The organism is Sneathiella sedimenti (genome assembly GCF_017313765.1).
In the GTDB taxonomy this organism is placed as follows: Bacteria; Pseudomonadota; Alphaproteobacteria; order Sneathiellales; family Sneathiellaceae; genus Sneathiella; species Sneathiella sedimenti.
In genome coordinates, this window is record NZ_JAFLNC010000005.1 from 345016 (window position 1) to 362806 (window position 17791).

Here is a 17791-nt window from a genome sequence, read left to right on the forward strand (position 1 = left end):
CGATTATCTCATGGCGGAAAATCGGGCAAAAAGGGGCGCAATTATGCTATTCTTAACGATGGTTGATGTATAATATTAGGGGGCAATGGCGAATCAGAGCGGTCAGCCGGAGATGTCATTGCCATTGGACCTCCGGTGGTGGTGGGCTTGAGCCCGAAGTAAAGAATTGAGAGAACGATGAGTACTTACGTTTTTTCCGTTTATCATGCTGAAGCGCGGGTTGCGCTGAAAAACAATCAGGAACATCCCCATATTTCGATGCGCTGGGCCCAGCCTTGCCGTTTCGCAATCGAGGCCGAGAGTTCTCGGGAAGCGGAAAATTGCATTACAAAGAAATATCCGCGTGAAAAGGGATTCGTGACGAAACGGTTGAACTGACGCGCACGCCGGTTCAAAAAAGTTTCACCTGAACGGATTGTTTGCCGTACCATATCAGGATCGTGAGCACCCTGCCGCGATGACACTATGGTAACGGAAACAAATGACACAAGAACAAAAAATAATAACCGAAACAAACGGTCCGGTGACCACAATCATTATCAACCGGCCAGAGGTCCGAAACGCCCTGGACCAGGAGACTTCTGACTTGCTGGCGCAGGCATTTCGCGAGTTTGACGCGGATGATACCCAGCGGGTTGCCGTCGTTACAGGCGCCGGAGGCGCTTTCTGTGCGGGTGCTGACCTGAAGGAAACAGCGACCCGTGTCGATTACAAGGCCTGGGCCGGCCATCCGGAGGGGCCGTTTCACGCCCCCCTGTCAAAACCCCTCATTGCCGCCGTAGAGGGACATGCAGTTGCCGGCGGTATGGGCCTCGCCCTCTATTGCGATATCCGCATAGCGTCTGACTCAGCCGTTTTTGGCATTTTCTGCCGCCGCTGGGGTGTCCCGATGAGTGACGGGACGACAGTCCGGCTGCCCCGCGTTATCGGTATGGGACGCGCCCTCGACATGATGCTGACTGGAAAGCCAGTTTCCGCGGACCAAGCCCTTTCCATCGGACTTGCCACACGTGTTGTTCCCACTGGCACCGCGCGTACCGCCGCGGAAGAGCTCGCCCTTCAAATTGCGAATTTTCCGCAAATCGCCATGCTGTCGGACCGCGAGAGCATCTATATGCAGGAAGGAAAGACCGATGCAGACGCCATTCACTTCGAAATGACCGCTGCGGAAGAGGCCAAGCAGAAAGAAGCGCAAGTTGGCGCCGCCCGCTTCGCCGCCGGTGAAGGCCGACATGGGGACTTCAAAAAAACCTAGAGGACCGGATAGCCTTTCCACGTCTTGATCGCGCGGAGCGCAAAGGTGGATCGCATACTCGCAACATGGGGCAGCTTGGCCAGGCAGTTGCGGTGGATGCGGTCATAATCCGGCACGTTCCGCGCCGCCACCCGGATGATATAGTCGGCGTTGCCCGTTGTCAGATGGCATTCGAGAATTTCGTCATAGTTCATGACTGCTTTCTCAAAAAGATCAAGTGTTTCCTGGCTTTGGGACGTGAGGGAAATTTCAACGAAGACATCAGCTTCGAGACCCAGCGCGTGCCGATCGAGCCGCGCCGCGTAGCCGTCAATCACACCCGCCTCTTCCAGCATTTTTATGCGCCGATGACAGGCGGAGAGCGAAAGATTGACCCGCTCCGCTATCTCAGAAATCGACTTGCCGGAGTCGCTCTGCAATTCAGATAATATTTTGCTATCAAAGTGGTCTATAGAATATTTTCCTAATATTCGTGTCTAGAACCGTATTTTACACCAAATTAAGGTGTCACGGAAATAAATTTCGGAAAATATACCGGTGAGAAAAAGCTATACTCCGACAATCAACTCAATCTGCAAACAGGGAGCAAAAGGCATGATCGTTGGAACGCCTAAAGAAATCAAAAACCATGAATATCGCGTCGGGCTGACACCGGAAAGCGTCGGTGAGCTCGTCGCGCATGGACATGAAGTGCTGGTCGAAACCGACGCGGGCAAGGGCATCGGCGCCCTAAACGATGCCTACGAAGCAGCCGGCGCAAAAATAGTAGATACTGCGGAAGAAATTTTTACCCGCGCTGACATGGTGGTTAAGGTGAAGGAACCACAGGCGGCGGAACGGGCAATGCTGCGCGAGGGCCAGATCCTCTATACTTATCTTCATCTTGCCCCCGACCCTGAGCAGACCCATGACCTGATGAAATCAGGCGCCGTCTGCATTGCCTATGAAACAGTAACGGATAACAACGGCGGCCTCCCGCTCCTCAAACCCATGAGTCAGGTAGCCGGCCGCATGTCCGTGCAGGCAGGCGCCTCGGCACTCGAAAAATCCCACGGCGGCCGCGGCGTGTTGCTGGGCGGGGTGCCGGGCGTTGCACCGGGCAAGGTCGTCATCATCGGCGGGGGTGTTGTCGGCTTTAACGCCGCTCAGATGGCAATCGGCATGCATGCGGATGTCACCATCCTTGATCGCAATCCGATGGCGCTGGAGCGCCTCGAAAATCACTTTGAATCCTCGGCCAAGGTCATTTACTCCACCAATGCCTTGCTTGAACGGCTCGTCATGGAGGCCGATCTTGTGATCGGCGCGGTGCTGATCCCGGGCGCAGCGGCGCCGAAGCTGGTGACGCGAGAGATGCTGAAAACCATGCAGGACGGTTCGGTCATTGTCGATGTCGCGATCGACCAGGGCGGTTGTTTCGAAACATCAAAGGCGACGACCCACGCGGATCCGACCTATGTGATCGATGGCGTTGTGCATTACTGCGTTGCCAACATGCCGGGCGGCGTTGCCCGGACGTCAACCTACGCGCTCAACAATGTCACCCTGCCCCACGCTCTTAGAATCGCTGACAAGGGTTGGAAACAGGCATTGAAAAACGACCCTCATCTGGCAAACGGGCTCAATGTCTGGAACGGCAAGGTCACCTGCGAACCTGTTGCCCAGGATCTCAAGCTTGACCACACCCCTCTCGAAGCTGCCCTTCAGGGCTGAGCGAGTACGAACAAAACAGATAAAGCCCGGCCATAATGGCCGGGCTTTTAAAATAAGGGCGATGGCATCGTGATAGTCCTGCCCAACGGGTCGAGAAATTTCCTGTGGAGAAACCGCATCACTGTATTTCAGTCGAAGTACTGAGAATCTGGCAAAGGCTTTCAGGTATCCAAATCAAATAATTGCCGGCGTTACACGATTTTAAATATAGGCGACCAGTTCCATTCTGCCCGAACATCTCATTCCTTGAGGAACTGCAAGATTTCGTCACGCATCGCCATGGTATCCCCATATCCGAGATCGATCAGGCTGCCGATATATCCCGGTTCAAACAATAAATAGCTTTCCAGCATACCGACCTTCATCGACGAGCCTTGACTTGCCAGTATCCATTTCATGGTACGAGGCATTTCGTGCCGATAGCGCAATGCCATCTGGGTCAGATTCTGCGATGGATTTATTACCAGCGTCTCAATATGCCTTAACCGCGTGTTTTGGCGGCTTTCTCCGGGAATGAGCTTGAGTGTCTGGTTGATACGCTGCAATCGCTCAATATCGGCATCCAGGTTATCATGGAATATGGTGTCCAGCGCATAACCGGTCAGATCACCAACAGATGGATACTGGGAGGCAAAGCCATCCTCCAAAGATGTCGCCTGGATTATATCGCGGGTTCCAACAATGAGCAGTCTTGTTCCTCCCAAATGGATTGAAGGAGCGAGCGGAGAGGTTAAACGCAATGAACCGTCCCCAAAATACTCATTGCCGATTTTTACCGCCGGAAACAGTAACGGCAACGCCGAGGATGCCATGACATGATCAATGGTTAGATGACTGCGCACACCTTCCCGACGTTCGCGCTGCCAATCCGGGATTTCTGAAGCCGTCTCGAAAAATGTCTTGGCATTACCGCTGGAATAGCCGGAGCAGGTAATGCCAATGGAATAAAGTTCCTTTGCCGTGATTGAACGTGAAATGCTGGAAAAATCCAGGCCCTGACGAAGGGATTGCCGCAACGGATCGTTTTCAAATAGCGATTTTGGCGTATTACGTCTAAAAACGGAAAAGAATTCAGACAGAAACATTCGAAAACCATTTAACAGAACCGTTGTTATACGGGCGTCCAGCACATCCTCAATATGCAGTTTTCGCCAGAACTTCTCTATCAACTGTACTGAGTATTTGAAATTGTCGAAATTTGATGCAAGCGCAGCCGCGTTAATTGCGCCAACCGAGACCCCCGTGATAACCGGAAACGCAACGGGTTTCTTTTCCGAGATTTCAGCCAACGCCTTGAGGACACCCACTTGATAGGCGCCCCTAGCTCCGCCCCCCGTCAAAACAATTGCAAATCGCTGGTCGGCAGTTTTTGTCATGTGTGTTTTATAGACTCATACATTTACACAAATGCCTGTTTCAAATCTCCGTCTTGGCATTTTACGGAAACAAAGCGTCGACAGGGTAAGTCACCCCTTCTTCCAATCCAGTATCGACTTTAGCCAATTACACTGTCAACATTTGTACAGTATCGACGTCTACCCAGAATCCATATGCAAAAATATACGTTAGCCATGCATCGTGAATGATCCATAGAACGGTTGACCATTCCCCTAGATAATACTGCCCGCGTAGGCATAAAATAATCGACTATTTCGCGGATGTATGTTCATGGCAAATCTGCTTGGTTTGCGGTGGCGATAGAGGCAGGTTGAGCAAGTTACAGTAGCCGCCTTCCGCCTCCTTACGATGATAGCTGCAGGTGTCGCAAACCCCGAAACTCTTATATCCCCTTTGCTTTAATGCCGTGCGAGCCAGCGCCTCGAGACCGGCGAGTAGAGTGGAAACCTCCTCCCCGCCCAACTGCAATGCCGCCTCTTCGATCGTGCTTTCCTTCTTAAAGAGCTTCTCGCCCTTTTCAGTGATCGAATAGGAAATTGATCTTTTGTCATGCTCAGATCGGATCTCGGTGATGAGTCCTTTTCGGGCGAGTGCCTTGAGTGTCTGGGAAACCGTTCCCCGCGTTGTCGTCATGAAATCGGCAACATGGGACGGAGAACGCGAAAAACTGTTGGCCCGTGACAGGTAGGAGAGTGCCGTCCACTGGGTCGGGTTGATGTCATCGCCCCATTCATCCGCAGCAGTGATGCGGTCAAGCCTCTCAATCAGTTCCTTGATACGTCTCTTATCATTCATTTTCATGGTATCGAAGATAGCGAGTCGAAATTATTATTGCAATATCCAATTTTTCCCGTTACTAGTATCGAGTCGATATTATATTTAGGAGCACGCTATGAGAACCTTGGTCATTGGAATAACTCTACTCTTCAGCACCAGCTCTGCATTTGCGGATGCCAGCCACAAATCCCACGCAATCAACCAGGAGGGTGCTGTTGTCTCTCCGGCGGATGGGTCAAAAATAGCTGCCTTTGACATTCTGGCGGCACATGTTCACCGCAAGGGACGCTCGGTCACCTTTCACATGACCACAAACGGCCTTGCGGGTTCGGAAGTGCCATCCCCCACCGGCTCTCTGGGGGGCGCCACCGTTTTGTCCTATGTCTGGCCGACATCTCTTGACCCTTCGTCCGTCGGATTCGAAGGAAAAACGGGAATATTGGCGCTTGTCGCCACAAGCCACCCTGATTTTGATGACACTCCGCTATACGATGAGGATGGTGACGGTGACCCGACAAATGACGGAACAAAGTGGCATACTCACTGGGTCGTCCTCACGCCGACAGAAGCATGTGGCGACGGCGCATTGGCCGTTCGGGATATTCCTGAAGGCGAGACTCCGGCTATGCCCGCCACCTGGCCGGGCCTTCCTATCTTTATCGACAGCCCTGGTTTCACTCCCTTATTTGACGGGCCTGAAATCAAGATCAATGTTTCCTTTGCCGATACAATAGAGATTGCGGGGGCCTCATATGACGGCGTTACCGCTGCGTTGAAAGTGAACGCAAATGTTCACGCACCTCTTCTGTGTGTGACAGATGTCTTCGATGTCGCGTCAAGTGATCTTAGTCTGCCCGGCAAGCTAAAGTAAGCGGTCTTCAAGCGAACATGGTGAGGCATCCAGTTGCCTCACCGACCCTTCGATTTAAGAGAACTCAAAAAGCTGGTTGTCATTTAAACGACAACCCAGATGGCCATAAGCTTTGATAACATCCCAAGAAAAAGAGCCCGACTTACCGGGATGTCCGGTGATTATGCTACTCTCTTTCCGCTCCGTCCCGAGGAGAATAGGGTCGATTGTCTATCTTCTAAGTTTTGGCATACAGATTGAATTATTACCGGTGTGAGGTAATGAAAAACGGCTTCCGCTTTGCTGTTGTCGTTTCTCGAACACTTTTCCGCCAAAACAAATGGCTTACCGAATAAACGGTAAGCCATTGGAATAAGTGGTGACCCCGGCACGATTCGAACGTGCGACCTATTGATTAGAAGTCAATTGCTCTATCCAACTGAGCTACGGGGCCATCATCTCGTATCGAATTTCCCTCTTACCCACGAACGCGCGTATAAGAGAAATTATCGGCATAAGTCTTGAGGTGGAGCCGACGGTGTTTGGGTTCGACGACCGTATACTCGATATTGTTGTTCTTGCAAAAGGCGATCGCACTTTCCTTGTCGTCAAAATCGATCGTCACTTCCGCATTCATATCGCGTGACCCTGTCCAGCCCATTAACGGCTCAACATATCTGGCTTCTGCCGGTGCAAATTCAAGACGCCAGTGCTTCGTTCCTCTACGGCCCGATTGCATGGCGTTTTTCGCCGGTTGAAATAGTCTCGCCTTCGCTGTCATTGCGCGGTTACTCTCCAATATGACCAAACACCTCGGCCGGAACATAGTCCATTTCACCGAATCCCGGGGCTTCCCAGTATAACTCCAGTGTTGAGGTATTTTTCTTTTCGAAATATTTAATGTGGATCGGATACCAGCCCGGTTCCGAAATCTCAACAACTATTTCATCTGAGAACCGGTCTGCATGAACGTCCGGGTCCTCATAGATCAATTTATCACCAATTGCGACCCAGACGCCGTCATTCGAATGCACCATGAAAACATAGCGGCCCGGCTGTTCCATCTTGATAAAGCCCTTGATGATCGCCCCAACCATGTCGTTGCTGTTGGAGGTGAGCACATTTCCGGCCCCTACCTGATAGTTCAGCATCGGAATAGGCGCGCCGGGCTTACCGTCCATATAGCCCATATTCTCTTCAAGCTCTCTGATGCTGTCGACCTTCACCCCGTAATAGGTGACCGCAAGGCCAGGCTTCAAGTTGGCAGGATCGGGCTGTGGTGACGCTGGCTTGAGCCCGGTAAAGGTTTCCGCATGCGCCAATACAGGCAGAATCGCAAGACCAAACAATAGAACAATTAACCGCGTTCCGAACCTGAACTTCCCATGTGCACTTACGTTAGTCATCAATTTGGTGCCTCCTCCTGACCATCTATGACAAGATCACATTTTAGTGAAAATTCAACAGACAGCAAACTAAAGCGCAAAAGAGCGGGAAATTTAAACAAACTGTCAAATACGGCACTGAATTTTGTCAAAAAAAAAGCTTTGCAATCCATTGAATTGCAAAGCTTTTTATTGGTCGGGGCGGCAAGATTCGAACTTGCGACCTCTCGCTCCCAAAGCGAGCGCACTACCAGGCTGTGCTACGCCCCGCGCGGTGAATGTGATGATCTATACTATCAAGGCCCGGCCCGCAAGCCAGAATTGCCTGCAGGTCCCAATAAATTTCTATCGTCTTGCGTGAACATAGTGAAAAATTGCGTCTGCCTTGAAAATTACCCTCTTCCCGACTTTCAACTCCCCGCGCACGAATGCGACGGAGCGCGTGCTCCGGATCACCTCGACATCGGATTCCACCCAATCCCCCTCGCGGGCTGGCGAGAGAAATTCAGAGTTCATCTTGATGGTAACACTGGACCGGCCACTAACGTGCCGGACGGCCGCCGCCAAGGCAGAATCTGCGAAGGTCATCAACATGCCGCCATGGACTATCTTGATGCTGTTAAGATGACGCTTCTCGACGCGGAAGGCCCGGACGACCTTCTCCTTACTGACTATTTTGCCAAAAAAGGGCCCGTTGATATCTGTGAAAGGACCTTTTCCTTCGATGATCTCAAATCCCTCGGGAACGGAGAGGATTCCGGTGTTTTGTTTATTCATTGTTATTCCGGCACTTACTTATTTTCAAAAAGGGGGTGGGACAGCATGTCCCCCACCTGAACAGAATTTTTTCGCGCAAACCCGCCATTCACTTCGAGTACGGCCCGCGCGGGCTGATCATGTGTAATGATTTCAAGCGAATGAGGTTCTGCCTCTTCCTTAATGTAAAGAATTTTCCCGGTTGCATCCACAAAGAACATATCCAGAAGAATTTCCGTATTTTTCATCCACATTGTAATCGGCTTGGTCTCTTGAAAATCAAACAGCATGCCGGCATGTGGCGGGAGATAGGTTACATGCATCAGGCCTTTGCTGCGCTCAGCGCTGTCATCCGCGACTTCCACATCCAACTCAATTGACTGATCCGCCGTTATAACGACAAGCCGTTCCGCCATCGTCACCCGTGCCGGCCCCAATATCGCGGCTGCAACGACAATAAGAAACAGCGCGGCGGCGTAATTTCTAGGCGGTGTTGACATCGATAAGATTAATCCTTTGCCTGCAAACGATATTTCACTATATTGAAGCCTCCTCGGGGGGAGCCATTATGGCTGAGAGGTTCCGTTGCACGGGACGACCCCGATTACCTGATCAGGTTAATACCTGCGTAGGAACGAGATATCAATGGAACCTGACAATCCAACCTATTCCGATGCTGCGGAATCTATGCCCGATGTCTTGCATGATCAAGGCGAAGCCGGCATTGGCGTCGATCTTTCCCTGGACGAGCTGGTCTTTGACGGGGACACGATCCTGAGTGATCTCAATCTCGAGCTCGAGCCGGGAAAAATCACCTGCCTGCTCGGGCCAAGCGGTGTCGGCAAGAGCAGTATCCTGAAAATTCTGGCCGGGTTTATCCCTCTTCCCGGCAACAGCCGCGTTACCACGAGCGACGGCAAGAGCCTTGAGGGTCGACTTTCCTATATGGACCAGAAGGACCTGCTGTTGCCCTGGGCGTCGGTTTTCGACAATCTTCTTATTGGCAACCGCTTGCGGGGCGAAATTCCGGATCGCGTGCGCGCTGACAGGCTGATCAAACAGGTCGGCCTTGAAAAGTGGCGGGACAGCCGGCCTGACACTCTGTCCGGCGGCATGCGCCAGCGGGTTGCACTTGCCCGCACCCTGATGGAAGGGAGTTCCATACTTCTTATGGATGAGCCTTTTTCCGCCCTCGACGCGATCACCAAATTCCGGCTGCAGGGACTGGCGGCGCGATTGCTCACCGAAAAAACCGTCCTTTTGATAACACATGACCCGATGGAGGCCTTGCGTCTGGGCGATGTTATCTATGTGCTGGCCGGTCATCCTGCGCGCCTCTCGGAAGCGATCAGGCCGGAAAAAGACATTCCGCGTGACCCGGCGGATGACGCTTTCTCGCAGCATTATTCCGCGATTATGACGCGCCTTGCCGGAGAAACAGAGGACGCATCATGAGACTGTTGCGCGCCGGGATTACCCTCGCCGGGTTTCTCCTCATTTGGGGGTTGATCACTGCAATACTTGGATTGCCGAAATTCCTGCTCCCCTCCCCGCTGATCGTCGCGGAGGCCCTGCTGACCCACGCGAGCCTGATCGCGGACAATGCAATGACAACGGCAATCGAGATTCTGGTCGGCCTTATACTTGGGGTCCTGTTCGGGATGGTCTCCGCCCTGTTGATTTCCGCCTACAGGCCTGTAAAGCAGTGGGTTTTTCCCTTGCTGATAGCAAGCCAGGCGATCCCGGTCTTTGCCATTGCCCCCTTACTGGTGCTCTGGCTGGGCTACGGGATGGCACCAAAAATCGTGATGAGCCTGCTGATTATCTATTTTCCGGTCACAGTCGGCTTTCTCGACGGCCTCAACCGGACAGAACCGGTATGGCTCAATCTCGCGGGGCTTTTGCAGCAATCGGGCCGCACCGGGCGCTTTCGAAAGCTCGTCAATCTTTATCTCTATATCAAGATCCCCTTCGCATTGCCTTCCCTCGCCTCCGGCATCCGGGTCGCGGCGGCTATTGCGCCGATCGGCGCCGTGGTCGGCGAATGGGTCGGCGCCTCATCCGGGCTTGGTTACTTGATGCTGCATGCAAATGCCAGAGTGCAAACGGACCTCATGTTCGCGAGCCTGCTGGTCCTGACCGCCATGGCGCTTCTTATCTATTATCTTATCGACGCCTTGCTTCTGCGCGCCCTGCCCTGGCTTTCAACTCACAACAACAATACAACTCAATAATGGAGCTTTAGATGAAACGACGAATACTTTGGCCACTTCTGGCCGCCTTCCTGATTCAGGGAACGACGGCGCAGGCTGCAGAAAAGCTTACCGTTCTGCTCGACTGGTTCGTGAACCCTGATCATGCCACCCTGATCATCGCCGATGAGAAAGGTATTTTCGAAAAGCATGGGCTGGATGTGGAAATGATCGCGCCTGCCGATCCGAGCGCACCGCCAAAGCTTGTTGCGGCCGGCAAGGCCGATCTGGCCATTTCCTATCAACCACAGCTACATTTGCAGGTGGAGGAAGGGTTGCCGGTCAAGCGGATCGCAACCCTGGTTGCGACACCGCTTAACAGCCTTGTCGTGCTGAGGGACGGACCCGTGAAAACCCTCGCTGATCTGAAAGGCAAGAAAATCGGCTATTCGGTCGGCGGGTTTGAAACTGCCCTGCTGACGGCCATGCTCTCGCCTCATAACATTTCCGCGGATGATGTGACGCTGATCAACGTCAATTTTTCCCTGTCACCCAGCCTGCTTTCCGGGCAGGTCGATGCAGTGATTGGCGCCTTCCGGAATTTCGAGCTTAACCAGATGGATATTGAAGGCTATCCCGGTCGTGCCTTCTACCCCGAAGAAGAAGGTGTTCCGGCCTATGACGAACTGATCGTTATCGCCCATTCAGACAAGCTGGACGACCCGCGCCTGAAACCGTTCGTCGATGCGTTGGAAGAAGCAGTGCAATTTCTTGTCAACCATCCGGACGAAAGCTGGAAACTGTTTATCAAAAATCACAAAGAGCTGGATGATGAATTGAACCGGCGCGCTTGGGCCGATACCTTGCCGCGTTTTGCGCTACGACCAGCGGCCCTTGATGTTGGCCGATATGAGAGGTTTGCCGCCTTTATGCAGGCGCAGGGCTTGATTAAAGAAACGAAAAGTGCGGATAGCTACGCCGCCGTTGTTAACTAGCGACTAAAAAAAAGAGAAAAGATGTGTCGTCCGGAAATTATTCCGGACGCTCAATCTCTGCTACCTGTGGCCCCTTCGGGCTATCGCCAATCCGGACATTCATCTTCTGGCCTGCCTGTACCGGCAGGGCGCCTTCACGGCGCAGTGTTTCCATATGAACGAAGATGTCCTGGGTTCCATCGCCTCGTGTCAGGAAGCCATATCCCTTGACCGGGTCAAACCACTTGACTTCCACCTCGACGAAATCCCCTTCTGGCTGCACAGCAGGGTGATTGGTCACGTTGTTTTTCTCTGGCACCCGAGGTTCAAAAGGAACAGCCGTCGATGTATCGATATCAAGAACCTTAATTGCCTGCAGACCCTTCGATCGACGCACAACAACACAGGTTACGCTAACACCTTCCGCCACATATTCATGACCCGCTTCGCGCAAACAAGAAAGATGCAGAAAGATATCACCCGGTTCGTTATTCGGTGTTAAAAAACCAAAACCCTTGACCGTGTTGAACCATTTAACACGTCCTGTCATTTCAAAGGTTGCTTCCGGGGATTCGTTCGATTTTGCCTCTTCCTGCTTACTCCGCAATTGTTCAATTTTGGCTGTCATATATTACTCCCGAACTTGACGGACGAATTGTGACGTCTCGCCAGAACAACAGTTTAACACAATATTAAGGAAACTTTCAATATTCGAATTAGTTAAGCCTTAACTGTTCTATCGATGATTAAAAAGGACGTAGAATTCACTGATAATCGGCAGTCTGTTCGCCAATTCGATTTCTCCACCGTTGATACTTGCGAACATGGAAATCCCGTGGCATATACGGAGGCAAGTCATCGATCACCCAGGAGTGTCACTCCCTAAAATTTAACCATGACGACAAACGACAGGGAATAAAGGACGTTGTTGAAAACCATTAGTTTGTTTCTTGTGCTTATGGCTGTCTGGCTTTTGTTGTCGGGGCATTACACGCCGCTGATCACAGGGTTTGGCGTTGTGTCCTGCCTGTTGTCTGCGCTCATTGCCTATCGCATGGACGTGATCGATCATGAAGGTCATCCCATCTATCTGGGCCCCCGTATAATTTTCTATTGGGGCTGGCTGGTCGGTGAAATCTTCAAGGCGAATATCGATGTCGCCAAATGCGTCCTGTTCCCAAAGAAGTTTCTACGGCCAAGCATGTTCACGGTCGTCGCCAGCCAGAAATCCGATCTCGGGCGAGTCATCTATGCCAACTCCATCACCTTGACACCGGGCACCGTGACCGTCGATCTCGACGACGACAAGGTTATGGTTCATGCCATGACGACAGGTTCTGCGGACGGCGTGAAAGGCGGGGATATGGACCGCCGGGTAACCAAGGTGATGAGAGAGACATGATGATTTACGCAATTACCGCCATCGCCATATTGATCAGCATTGCGCTTGCCCTCACCCGGGCTATTCTGGGCCCGACATCCTATGATCGCATTTTGTCAGCCAATGCAATCGGAACAAAGACCGTGCTGCTGATCGGGGTCATGGGATTTCTTGCCGGGCGCCCTGACTTCCTGGATCTCGCCCTGGTCTATGCGCTTGTCAATTTCATTGGCACCCTCGCCGTTTTGAAATATTTCAAATTTGGAACCTTGCGCGGCACTCTTTCAAAACCGGCGGATAATTCCTGATGGATCTTATACTTGATATCGCCACCTGGGTCCTGTTGCTGGCCGGTAGTGCGCTCCTGCTTATTACGGGGCTTGGCCTGCTGCGACTGCCTGATCTGTATACCCGCATCCACGCCGGCGGCATGGCCGATACGCTGGCAACATTCCTGATATTTGTCGGGCTGTCATTGCAAAGTGGCTTTTCCCTTGTCTCGGTCAAGCTTCTGTTGGTGATCGTATTCATATTCTTCACCAGCCCAACCGCTTCCTACGCCTTGGCACAGGCGAGCTTCGTTGCGGGGCTTAAGCCAAAACTCGACGGCTTTGGCGATAGAGATCAAACAAAAGAAGACGCGTAACCAAATTCTGAGCGAGAGGGAGACAGGACCATAGCCGCCTTTGTAGATGTTTTTCTGATGCTATTGCTGATTGCCGGGACCATGGCCGTTCTTTTGGTGCGAAATCTTTTCGTCGCGACCATGCTTCTGGGAATTGTCAGTTTCACCATGGCGCTGATTTTTATCAGCCTGGATGCGGTTGATGTTGCCTTTACCGAAGCCGCGGTCGGTGCTGGTATCAGCACAGTGCTTTATATTGGCACCCTGGCCCTTGTTGGCTCGCAGGAGAAGGATAAGCCGAGATTTGCGGCCGGGCCCATGGTCATCTGTCTCGCGGTAGGGGCCGTTCTTTATTATGCGACCTATGAAATGCCCCGCTTCGGCGAGGCGGATAATCCGGTCCATACGCATGTCGCCCCGCGCTATATCGAGGATAGCCCGACTGAAATCGGCGTTCCCAATATGGTGACTTCAGTTCTCGCAAGCTATCGCGGATACGATACCTTTGGTGAAACCACCGTGATTTTCACAGCCGGGATTGGCGTTCTCCTCATCCTGCGGCAACGTCGGCGGCGCAAGAATGAGGATGATGAGACTGACGTCCCGCTTGATGAGGGGAAAACCGGACGAAAGGGAAGCCTGAGCGGGCTTGGAAGTGAGCATGATCTTATTCCCCATGTGATCGCCAAGCTCTTGATTCCGTTCATATTTGTTTTCGCCCTCTACGTCCAGTTCCATGGCGACTACGGTCCGGGCGGCGGCTTCCAGGCAGGTGTGATTTTTGCGGCAGGCATTATTCTGTACGCCCTCGTTTTCAGTCTTGAATATGCGCGGCACGTCATCAATGAAAAGGCGATCCTTCTCCTGATTTCTGCTGGTGTCCTGCTCTACGGCGGTGTTGGGGTCGCCAGCATGTTGCTTGGCGGTAATTTCCTCGACTACAACGTTCTCGCGAGTGATCCGGTGGCAGGTCAGCATCTTGGTATTCTGTTGGTGGAACTGGGTGTCGGCATAACGGTGACAGCAGCCATGCTGGCCATTTTCTACGCCTTTGTCGGGCGCGCCGACCTGATTGCCGCCAAGGCAGAGCAGGAGAATAACTGATGTCCTTTGGTTTCTTCAATTACTGGGTATTCATCATCCTGCTGATGATCGGCCTGTACACGGTGATGAGCCGGTCCAACCTCGTCAAGAAAATGATCGGGCTCTCACTTTTCCAGATTTCCGTTTTTCTGTTTTACATCAGCATGGGCAAAATCAGTGGCGGCACGGCCCCCATTGTTGTTGAGAACATCACAGACGGAGCCGCTCCCGTCTATTCGAACCCGCTCCCGCATGTGCTTATCCTGACGGCGATTGTTGTCGGTATCGCCACAACGGCACTCGGCCTGTCGCTGGTCGTGCGTATCCGGGAATCCTTTGGCACCATAGACGAAGAAGAAATTCTCGAGATGAAGGATGGCGCCTGACATGCTGTCTATGAGTTCCCAGTTCCCCATTTTAGTAGCAATCATTCCCCTAATGGCGGCGCCTGTCTGCGCGTTATTGCGAGGGAGAAACGCCCCATGGGCCTTCACGACGATTGCCAGCGCCTTTGCGTTTTATGTCAGCCTTCAACTTCTCCTGACCGTTGCGTCCTCCGGCCCGATCTCCTATGAGCTCGGCGGCTGGGCCCCGCCTTGGGGAATTGAGTATGTGGTCGATCTGTTAAGCGGCTTTTTGCTGGTGTTGATCAGCGGGATCAGCACAGGCGTCCTGCTCTTCGCCAGAGAAAGTGTCGTAAAGGAAATTCCAACCTCGCAGCTCGGCCTGTTTTTCGCGGCCTATTTGCTGGCGCTGACCGGCATGCTCGGCATCTGTATCACGGGCGACGCCTTCAACGTCTTCGTATTCCTGGAGATCATGTCCCTCTCCTCCTACGCGCTTATCGCCATGGGAGAACGGACCGACAAACGCGCCCTGACCGCTGCGTTTCAGTATCTGATCATCGGCACCGTCGGCGCAACCTTCTATCTGATCGGCGTCGGCCTCATCTACATGATGACCGGGACGTTGAATATCGCGGATATCGCGGCGCGCTTTCCTGAAATCGAAGGCACCCGTCCGATACTGGCGGCCGCCGGGTTTATCGTCATCGGACTGGCGATCAAGCTGGCGCTCTTTCCGTTTCATGTCTGGCTGCCGAACAGCTATACCTATGCGCCCAGCATCATAACCGCCTTTTTTGCCGGAACGGCAACCAAGGTCGGGGTCTATCTGTTGATCCGCTTTATTTTCACGGTGTTCGGCGTGAACTACAGCTTCACCGGCCTCGAACTTACGGATATCCTTCTGCCGCTCGCGGTTCTCGGGTTTCTATCAATGTCGGCCGTGGCGATTTACCAGACAAATATCAAGCGGCTCCTCGCCTATTCCAGTGTCGCCCAACTCGGATATATGATTCTCGGGCTGGCACTTGCGAGCGAGAGCGGACTAACGGCATCGATCGTGCATATCTTCAACCATGCCATCGTCAAGACAGGTCTATTTCTGTCCGTGGGCTGCATGTTTTATGTCGTCGGCTCAAACTACCTGAAGGATTTGGACGGGATCGGGCGAAGGATGCCGATTACCACGTTCGGCTTTGTTCTGGGCGGGCTTGGCCTGATCGGCGTCCCGCTGACTCCCGGCTTTATCAGCAAATGGTATCTGGTGGTGGCGGCTCTCGAAAAGGGATCGTTCATCGGATACGGCCTGGTCGCCCTCCTGATGGTATCCAGCTTGCTCGCCGTGATTTACATCTGGCGGGTGGTAGAGGTCGCCTATTTCCGCGATCCACCCGATGGTGCAGAAAAAGAGGAAGCACCGATGTCCCTCCTGGTACCGACCTGGCTCTTCATTCTGGGCAGTTTCTATTTCGGCATAGAAACCAGCTTTAGCGTCGGCATGGCCAAAGCGGCCGCCGCCTTTCTGATGGGGGGCGCGTAAAATCATGTTTGCCCTTGAAACCCATGTCGCTCTTTCCCTGATTATTCCGCTTGTTGGCGCTATCGGAATTGCGATTACGTCGTCCGCGCCCAACATCCGCGAAACAGTCACGCTGGTCACCTCGGTCCTGCTTTGCCTCAATGTCTTCAGCATTCTGCCCGGGATCATGGATGGCGCGGAACCCGCTGTTTTACTGGTCGAATTGCTCCCCGACATTGCGCTCACCCTGAAGGTCGAGCCCCTCGGCATGACATTTGCGGCCGTGGCGTCTTCTCTCTGGATCATCAACTCGATCTATTCCATCGGCTATATGCGCGGGAATAACGAGCCCCGCCAGACCGGCTTTTATATCTGCTTTGCCATCGCGATTGCCGCGACGATGGGCGTCGCTTTCTCCGGCAACCTGCTGACCTTGTTCGTATTTTACGAGGTCCTGACGCTGTCGACCTATCCATTGGTCACGCATAAGAAGAACGCGGATGCCCTGAAAGGCGGCCGGATCTACCTTGGTATCCTGATCGGCACCTCCATCGGGCTGTTCCTGCCCGCGATCATCTGGACTTGGACCCTTGCGGGAACGGTCGATTTCGTAAAGGGTGGCATCCTTTCAGGCCATGCCGGCGCCGGGGTAACGGGAGTTCTTCTGTTCCTCTTTATGTACGGGATTGGCAAGGCCGCCTTGATGCCGATCCATCGCTGGCTACCCGCCGCAATGGTGGCCCCGACACCGGTCAGCGCCCTGCTGCATGCTGTCGCCGTGGTGAAAGCCGGCGTGTTCTCAGTGCTGAAAGTAGTAATTTATATTTTCGGCATTGATTTTCTTACAGAGACAGGCGCGGCAGAATGGCTTACATGGGTCGCTGCCTATACACTTATCGCGGCTTCGGTCGTTGCGCTCACCAAGGATAACCTGAAAGCGCGGCTCGCCTATTCCACCATCAGCCAGCTCGCCTATGTGGTTCTCGGGGCCTCGATGGCAACGTCCATGGCGGTGGCTGGCGGCGCACTCCAAATCGTCATGCATGCCTTTGGCAAGATCACCCTCTTTTTCTGCGCAGGCGCCATCTATACTGCTGTGCATAAAACAGAAATCAGTGATATGCGCGGCCTCGGCCGGCAGATGCCCATTACCTTCATCGCCTTCCTGATCGGCTCCCTCAGCATCATCGGCCTGCCGCCACTCGGCGGAAGCTGGAGCAAGTTTTACCTGATGCTTGGAGCCGCAGAGGCCGATGAGATTTACCTGATGATCGTGCTGCTGGTAAGTTCGCTCCTCAACATCGCGTACCTGCTACCAATTGTTGCCCGCGCCTTCTTCTATCCGCCGCTCGGGCAGATCGAAGAGCCGACACCGGTCGGATATGAAAAATCCGATTTTTCCTGGCGGAATATACAGGAGGCACCGCTCTTTTGTGTGCTGCCTCCGGTGCTGACCGCTCTGGCCTGTGTGGTCCTCTTCTTCCTTGCGGACCCGATCGTCAGGCTGATCGAACCCATTTTGACGCCATAGGGATTGAA

The 17791-nt window shown here is 53.1% G+C and carries 22 protein-coding genes, 2 tRNA genes and 1 riboswitch; of the genes, 14 read left to right on the forward strand and 10 right to left on the reverse strand.

The annotated features are described in order from the left end of the window. Positions 1–177: 177 nt before the first annotated feature. Positions 178–378: a hypothetical protein gene (locus J0X12_RS15725; RefSeq protein ID WP_207047383.1), complete on the forward strand. Its 201-nt coding sequence runs from the start codon at positions 178–180 to the stop codon at positions 376–378. Between the two features lie 103 nt (positions 379–481). Beyond that, on the forward strand, positions 482–1255 hold the full coding sequence (locus J0X12_RS15730; protein ID WP_207047384.1) for a crotonase/enoyl-CoA hydratase family protein: 774 nt from the start codon (positions 482–484) through the stop codon (positions 1253–1255). On the opposite strand, the gene J0X12_RS15735 is transcribed toward J0X12_RS15730, so the two are convergent. Next, positions 1252–1707 (reverse strand): Lrp/AsnC family transcriptional regulator, encoded by a 456-nt coding sequence (locus J0X12_RS15735; protein ID WP_288900595.1) that lies wholly within the window; start codon positions 1705–1707, stop codon positions 1252–1254. The genes J0X12_RS15730 and J0X12_RS15735 overlap by 4 nt on opposite strands. Positions 1708–1849: 142 nt before the next feature. On the opposite strand from J0X12_RS15735, the gene ald reads away from it, so the two are divergent. Beyond that, positions 1850–2968 carry an alanine dehydrogenase gene (gene ald, locus J0X12_RS15740; protein WP_207047386.1) on the forward strand — a complete coding sequence of 373 codons (1119 nt, stop codon included), beginning with the start codon at positions 1850–1852 and terminating at the stop codon, positions 2966–2968. A gap of 239 nt (positions 2969–3207) precedes the next feature. Here the strand turns inward: ald and J0X12_RS15745 are convergent, their stop codons facing one another. Together J0X12_RS15745 and J0X12_RS15750 are read right to left on the reverse strand one after the other, a co-directional pair. Next, positions 3208–4344, reverse strand: a complete 1137-nt coding sequence (locus J0X12_RS15745; protein WP_207047387.1) for a patatin-like phospholipase family protein — start codon at positions 4342–4344, stop codon at positions 3208–3210. Between the two features lie 271 nt (positions 4345–4615). Beyond that, complete coding sequence (locus J0X12_RS15750; RefSeq protein ID WP_207047388.1) at positions 4616–5161, reverse strand: MarR family winged helix-turn-helix transcriptional regulator; 546 nt, start codon at positions 5159–5161, stop codon at positions 4616–4618. Between the two features lie 97 nt (positions 5162–5258). On the opposite strand from J0X12_RS15750, the gene J0X12_RS15755 reads away from it, so the two are divergent. Continuing rightward, positions 5259–6014: a hypothetical protein gene (locus tag J0X12_RS15755; RefSeq protein ID WP_207047389.1), complete on the forward strand. Its 756-nt coding sequence runs from the start codon at positions 5259–5261 to the stop codon at positions 6012–6014. A 356-nt stretch (positions 6015–6370) separates the two neighbouring features. Here the strand turns inward: J0X12_RS15755 and J0X12_RS15760 are convergent. From J0X12_RS15760 to J0X12_RS15785, 6 genes are all read right to left on the reverse strand, one after another. Then, positions 6371–6447, reverse strand: a tRNA-Arg gene (locus J0X12_RS15760). A 24-nt stretch (positions 6448–6471) separates the two neighbouring features. Continuing rightward, positions 6472–6774 carry an ETC complex I subunit gene (locus J0X12_RS15765; RefSeq protein ID WP_207047390.1) on the reverse strand — a complete coding sequence of 101 codons (303 nt, stop codon included), beginning with the start codon at positions 6772–6774 and terminating at the stop codon, positions 6472–6474. Positions 6775–6781: 7 nt separating this feature from the next. Continuing rightward, a complete protein-coding gene (locus J0X12_RS15770) occupies positions 6782–7399 on the reverse strand; it encodes a PA14 domain-containing protein (RefSeq protein WP_207047391.1) in 618 nt (205 codons plus the stop codon). A 172-nt stretch (positions 7400–7571) separates the two neighbouring features. Next, positions 7572–7648: transfer RNA gene (locus J0X12_RS15775), tRNA-Pro, on the reverse strand. Between the two features lie 75 nt (positions 7649–7723). Continuing rightward, positions 7724–8155 carry a PaaI family thioesterase gene (locus J0X12_RS15780; protein WP_207047392.1) on the reverse strand — a complete coding sequence of 144 codons (432 nt, stop codon included), beginning with the start codon at positions 8153–8155 and terminating at the stop codon, positions 7724–7726. A 14-nt stretch (positions 8156–8169) separates the two neighbouring features. Next, entirely contained in the window at positions 8170–8634 is a 465-nt protein-coding gene (locus tag J0X12_RS15785) for a DUF192 domain-containing protein (protein ID WP_207047393.1), read from the reverse strand. Between the two features lie 46 nt (positions 8635–8680). After that, positions 8681–8786: riboswitch (TPP riboswitch) on the forward strand. On the opposite strand from J0X12_RS15785, the gene J0X12_RS15790 reads away from it, so the two are divergent. From J0X12_RS15790 to J0X12_RS15800, 3 genes are all read left to right on the forward strand, one after another. Further along, the gene (locus tag J0X12_RS15790; protein WP_207047394.1) at positions 8780–9589 is read left to right on the forward strand and encodes an ABC transporter ATP-binding protein; all 810 of its coding nucleotides are present in this window, start codon (positions 8780–8782) and stop codon (positions 9587–9589) included. Its footprint overlaps the riboswitch before it by 7 nt. Next, the gene (locus J0X12_RS15795; RefSeq protein ID WP_207047395.1) at positions 9586–10368 is read left to right on the forward strand and encodes an ABC transporter permease; all 783 of its coding nucleotides are present in this window, start codon (positions 9586–9588) and stop codon (positions 10366–10368) included. The genes J0X12_RS15790 and J0X12_RS15795 overlap by 4 nt, the downstream gene beginning before the upstream one ends. Before the next feature lie 11 nt (positions 10369–10379). Then, positions 10380–11321: an ABC transporter substrate-binding protein gene (locus tag J0X12_RS15800; protein ID WP_207047396.1), complete on the forward strand. Its 942-nt coding sequence runs from the start codon at positions 10380–10382 to the stop codon at positions 11319–11321. A 37-nt stretch (positions 11322–11358) separates the two neighbouring features. Here J0X12_RS15800 and J0X12_RS15805 read toward each other — a convergent pair whose 3' ends face one another. Next, positions 11359–11928 (reverse strand): cold-shock protein, encoded by a 570-nt coding sequence (locus J0X12_RS15805; RefSeq protein WP_207047397.1) that lies wholly within the window; start codon positions 11926–11928, stop codon positions 11359–11361. 300 nt (positions 11929–12228) lie between these two features. On the opposite strand from J0X12_RS15805, the gene J0X12_RS15810 reads away from it, so the two are divergent. From J0X12_RS15810 to J0X12_RS15840, 7 genes are read left to right on the forward strand one after another with little or no spacing between them, the layout of a single operon-like run. Then, complete coding sequence (locus J0X12_RS15810; protein WP_207047398.1) at positions 12229–12702, forward strand: Na+/H+ antiporter subunit E; 474 nt, start codon at positions 12229–12231, stop codon at positions 12700–12702. Next, positions 12702–12989, forward strand: coding sequence for an MrpF/PhaF family protein (locus J0X12_RS15815; protein ID WP_353890836.1), 288 nt, complete (start codon positions 12702–12704; stop codon positions 12987–12989). Before J0X12_RS15810 ends, J0X12_RS15815 begins: the two co-directional genes overlap by 1 nt. Next, a complete protein-coding gene (mnhG, locus tag J0X12_RS15820) occupies positions 12989–13327 on the forward strand; it encodes a monovalent cation/H(+) antiporter subunit G (RefSeq protein WP_207047400.1) in 339 nt (112 codons plus the stop codon). Before J0X12_RS15815 ends, mnhG begins: the two co-directional genes overlap by 1 nt. A 30-nt stretch (positions 13328–13357) precedes the next feature. Further along, a complete protein-coding gene (locus J0X12_RS15825; protein WP_288900594.1) occupies positions 13358–14410 on the forward strand; it encodes a DUF4040 domain-containing protein in 1053 nt (350 codons plus the stop codon). Then, complete coding sequence (locus J0X12_RS15830) at positions 14410–14775, forward strand: cation:proton antiporter subunit C (RefSeq protein WP_207047402.1); 366 nt, start codon at positions 14410–14412, stop codon at positions 14773–14775. Before J0X12_RS15825 ends, J0X12_RS15830 begins: the two co-directional genes overlap by 1 nt. 10 nt (positions 14776–14785) lie before the next feature. Then, positions 14786–16273: a monovalent cation/H+ antiporter subunit D family protein gene (locus J0X12_RS15835; RefSeq protein ID WP_420497094.1), complete on the forward strand. Its 1488-nt coding sequence runs from the start codon at positions 14786–14788 to the stop codon at positions 16271–16273. A gap of 4 nt (positions 16274–16277) precedes the next feature. After that, the gene (locus tag J0X12_RS15840; protein ID WP_207047404.1) at positions 16278–17783 is read left to right on the forward strand and encodes a monovalent cation/H+ antiporter subunit D family protein; all 1506 of its coding nucleotides are present in this window, start codon (positions 16278–16280) and stop codon (positions 17781–17783) included. Positions 17784–17791 lie beyond the last annotated feature (8 nt).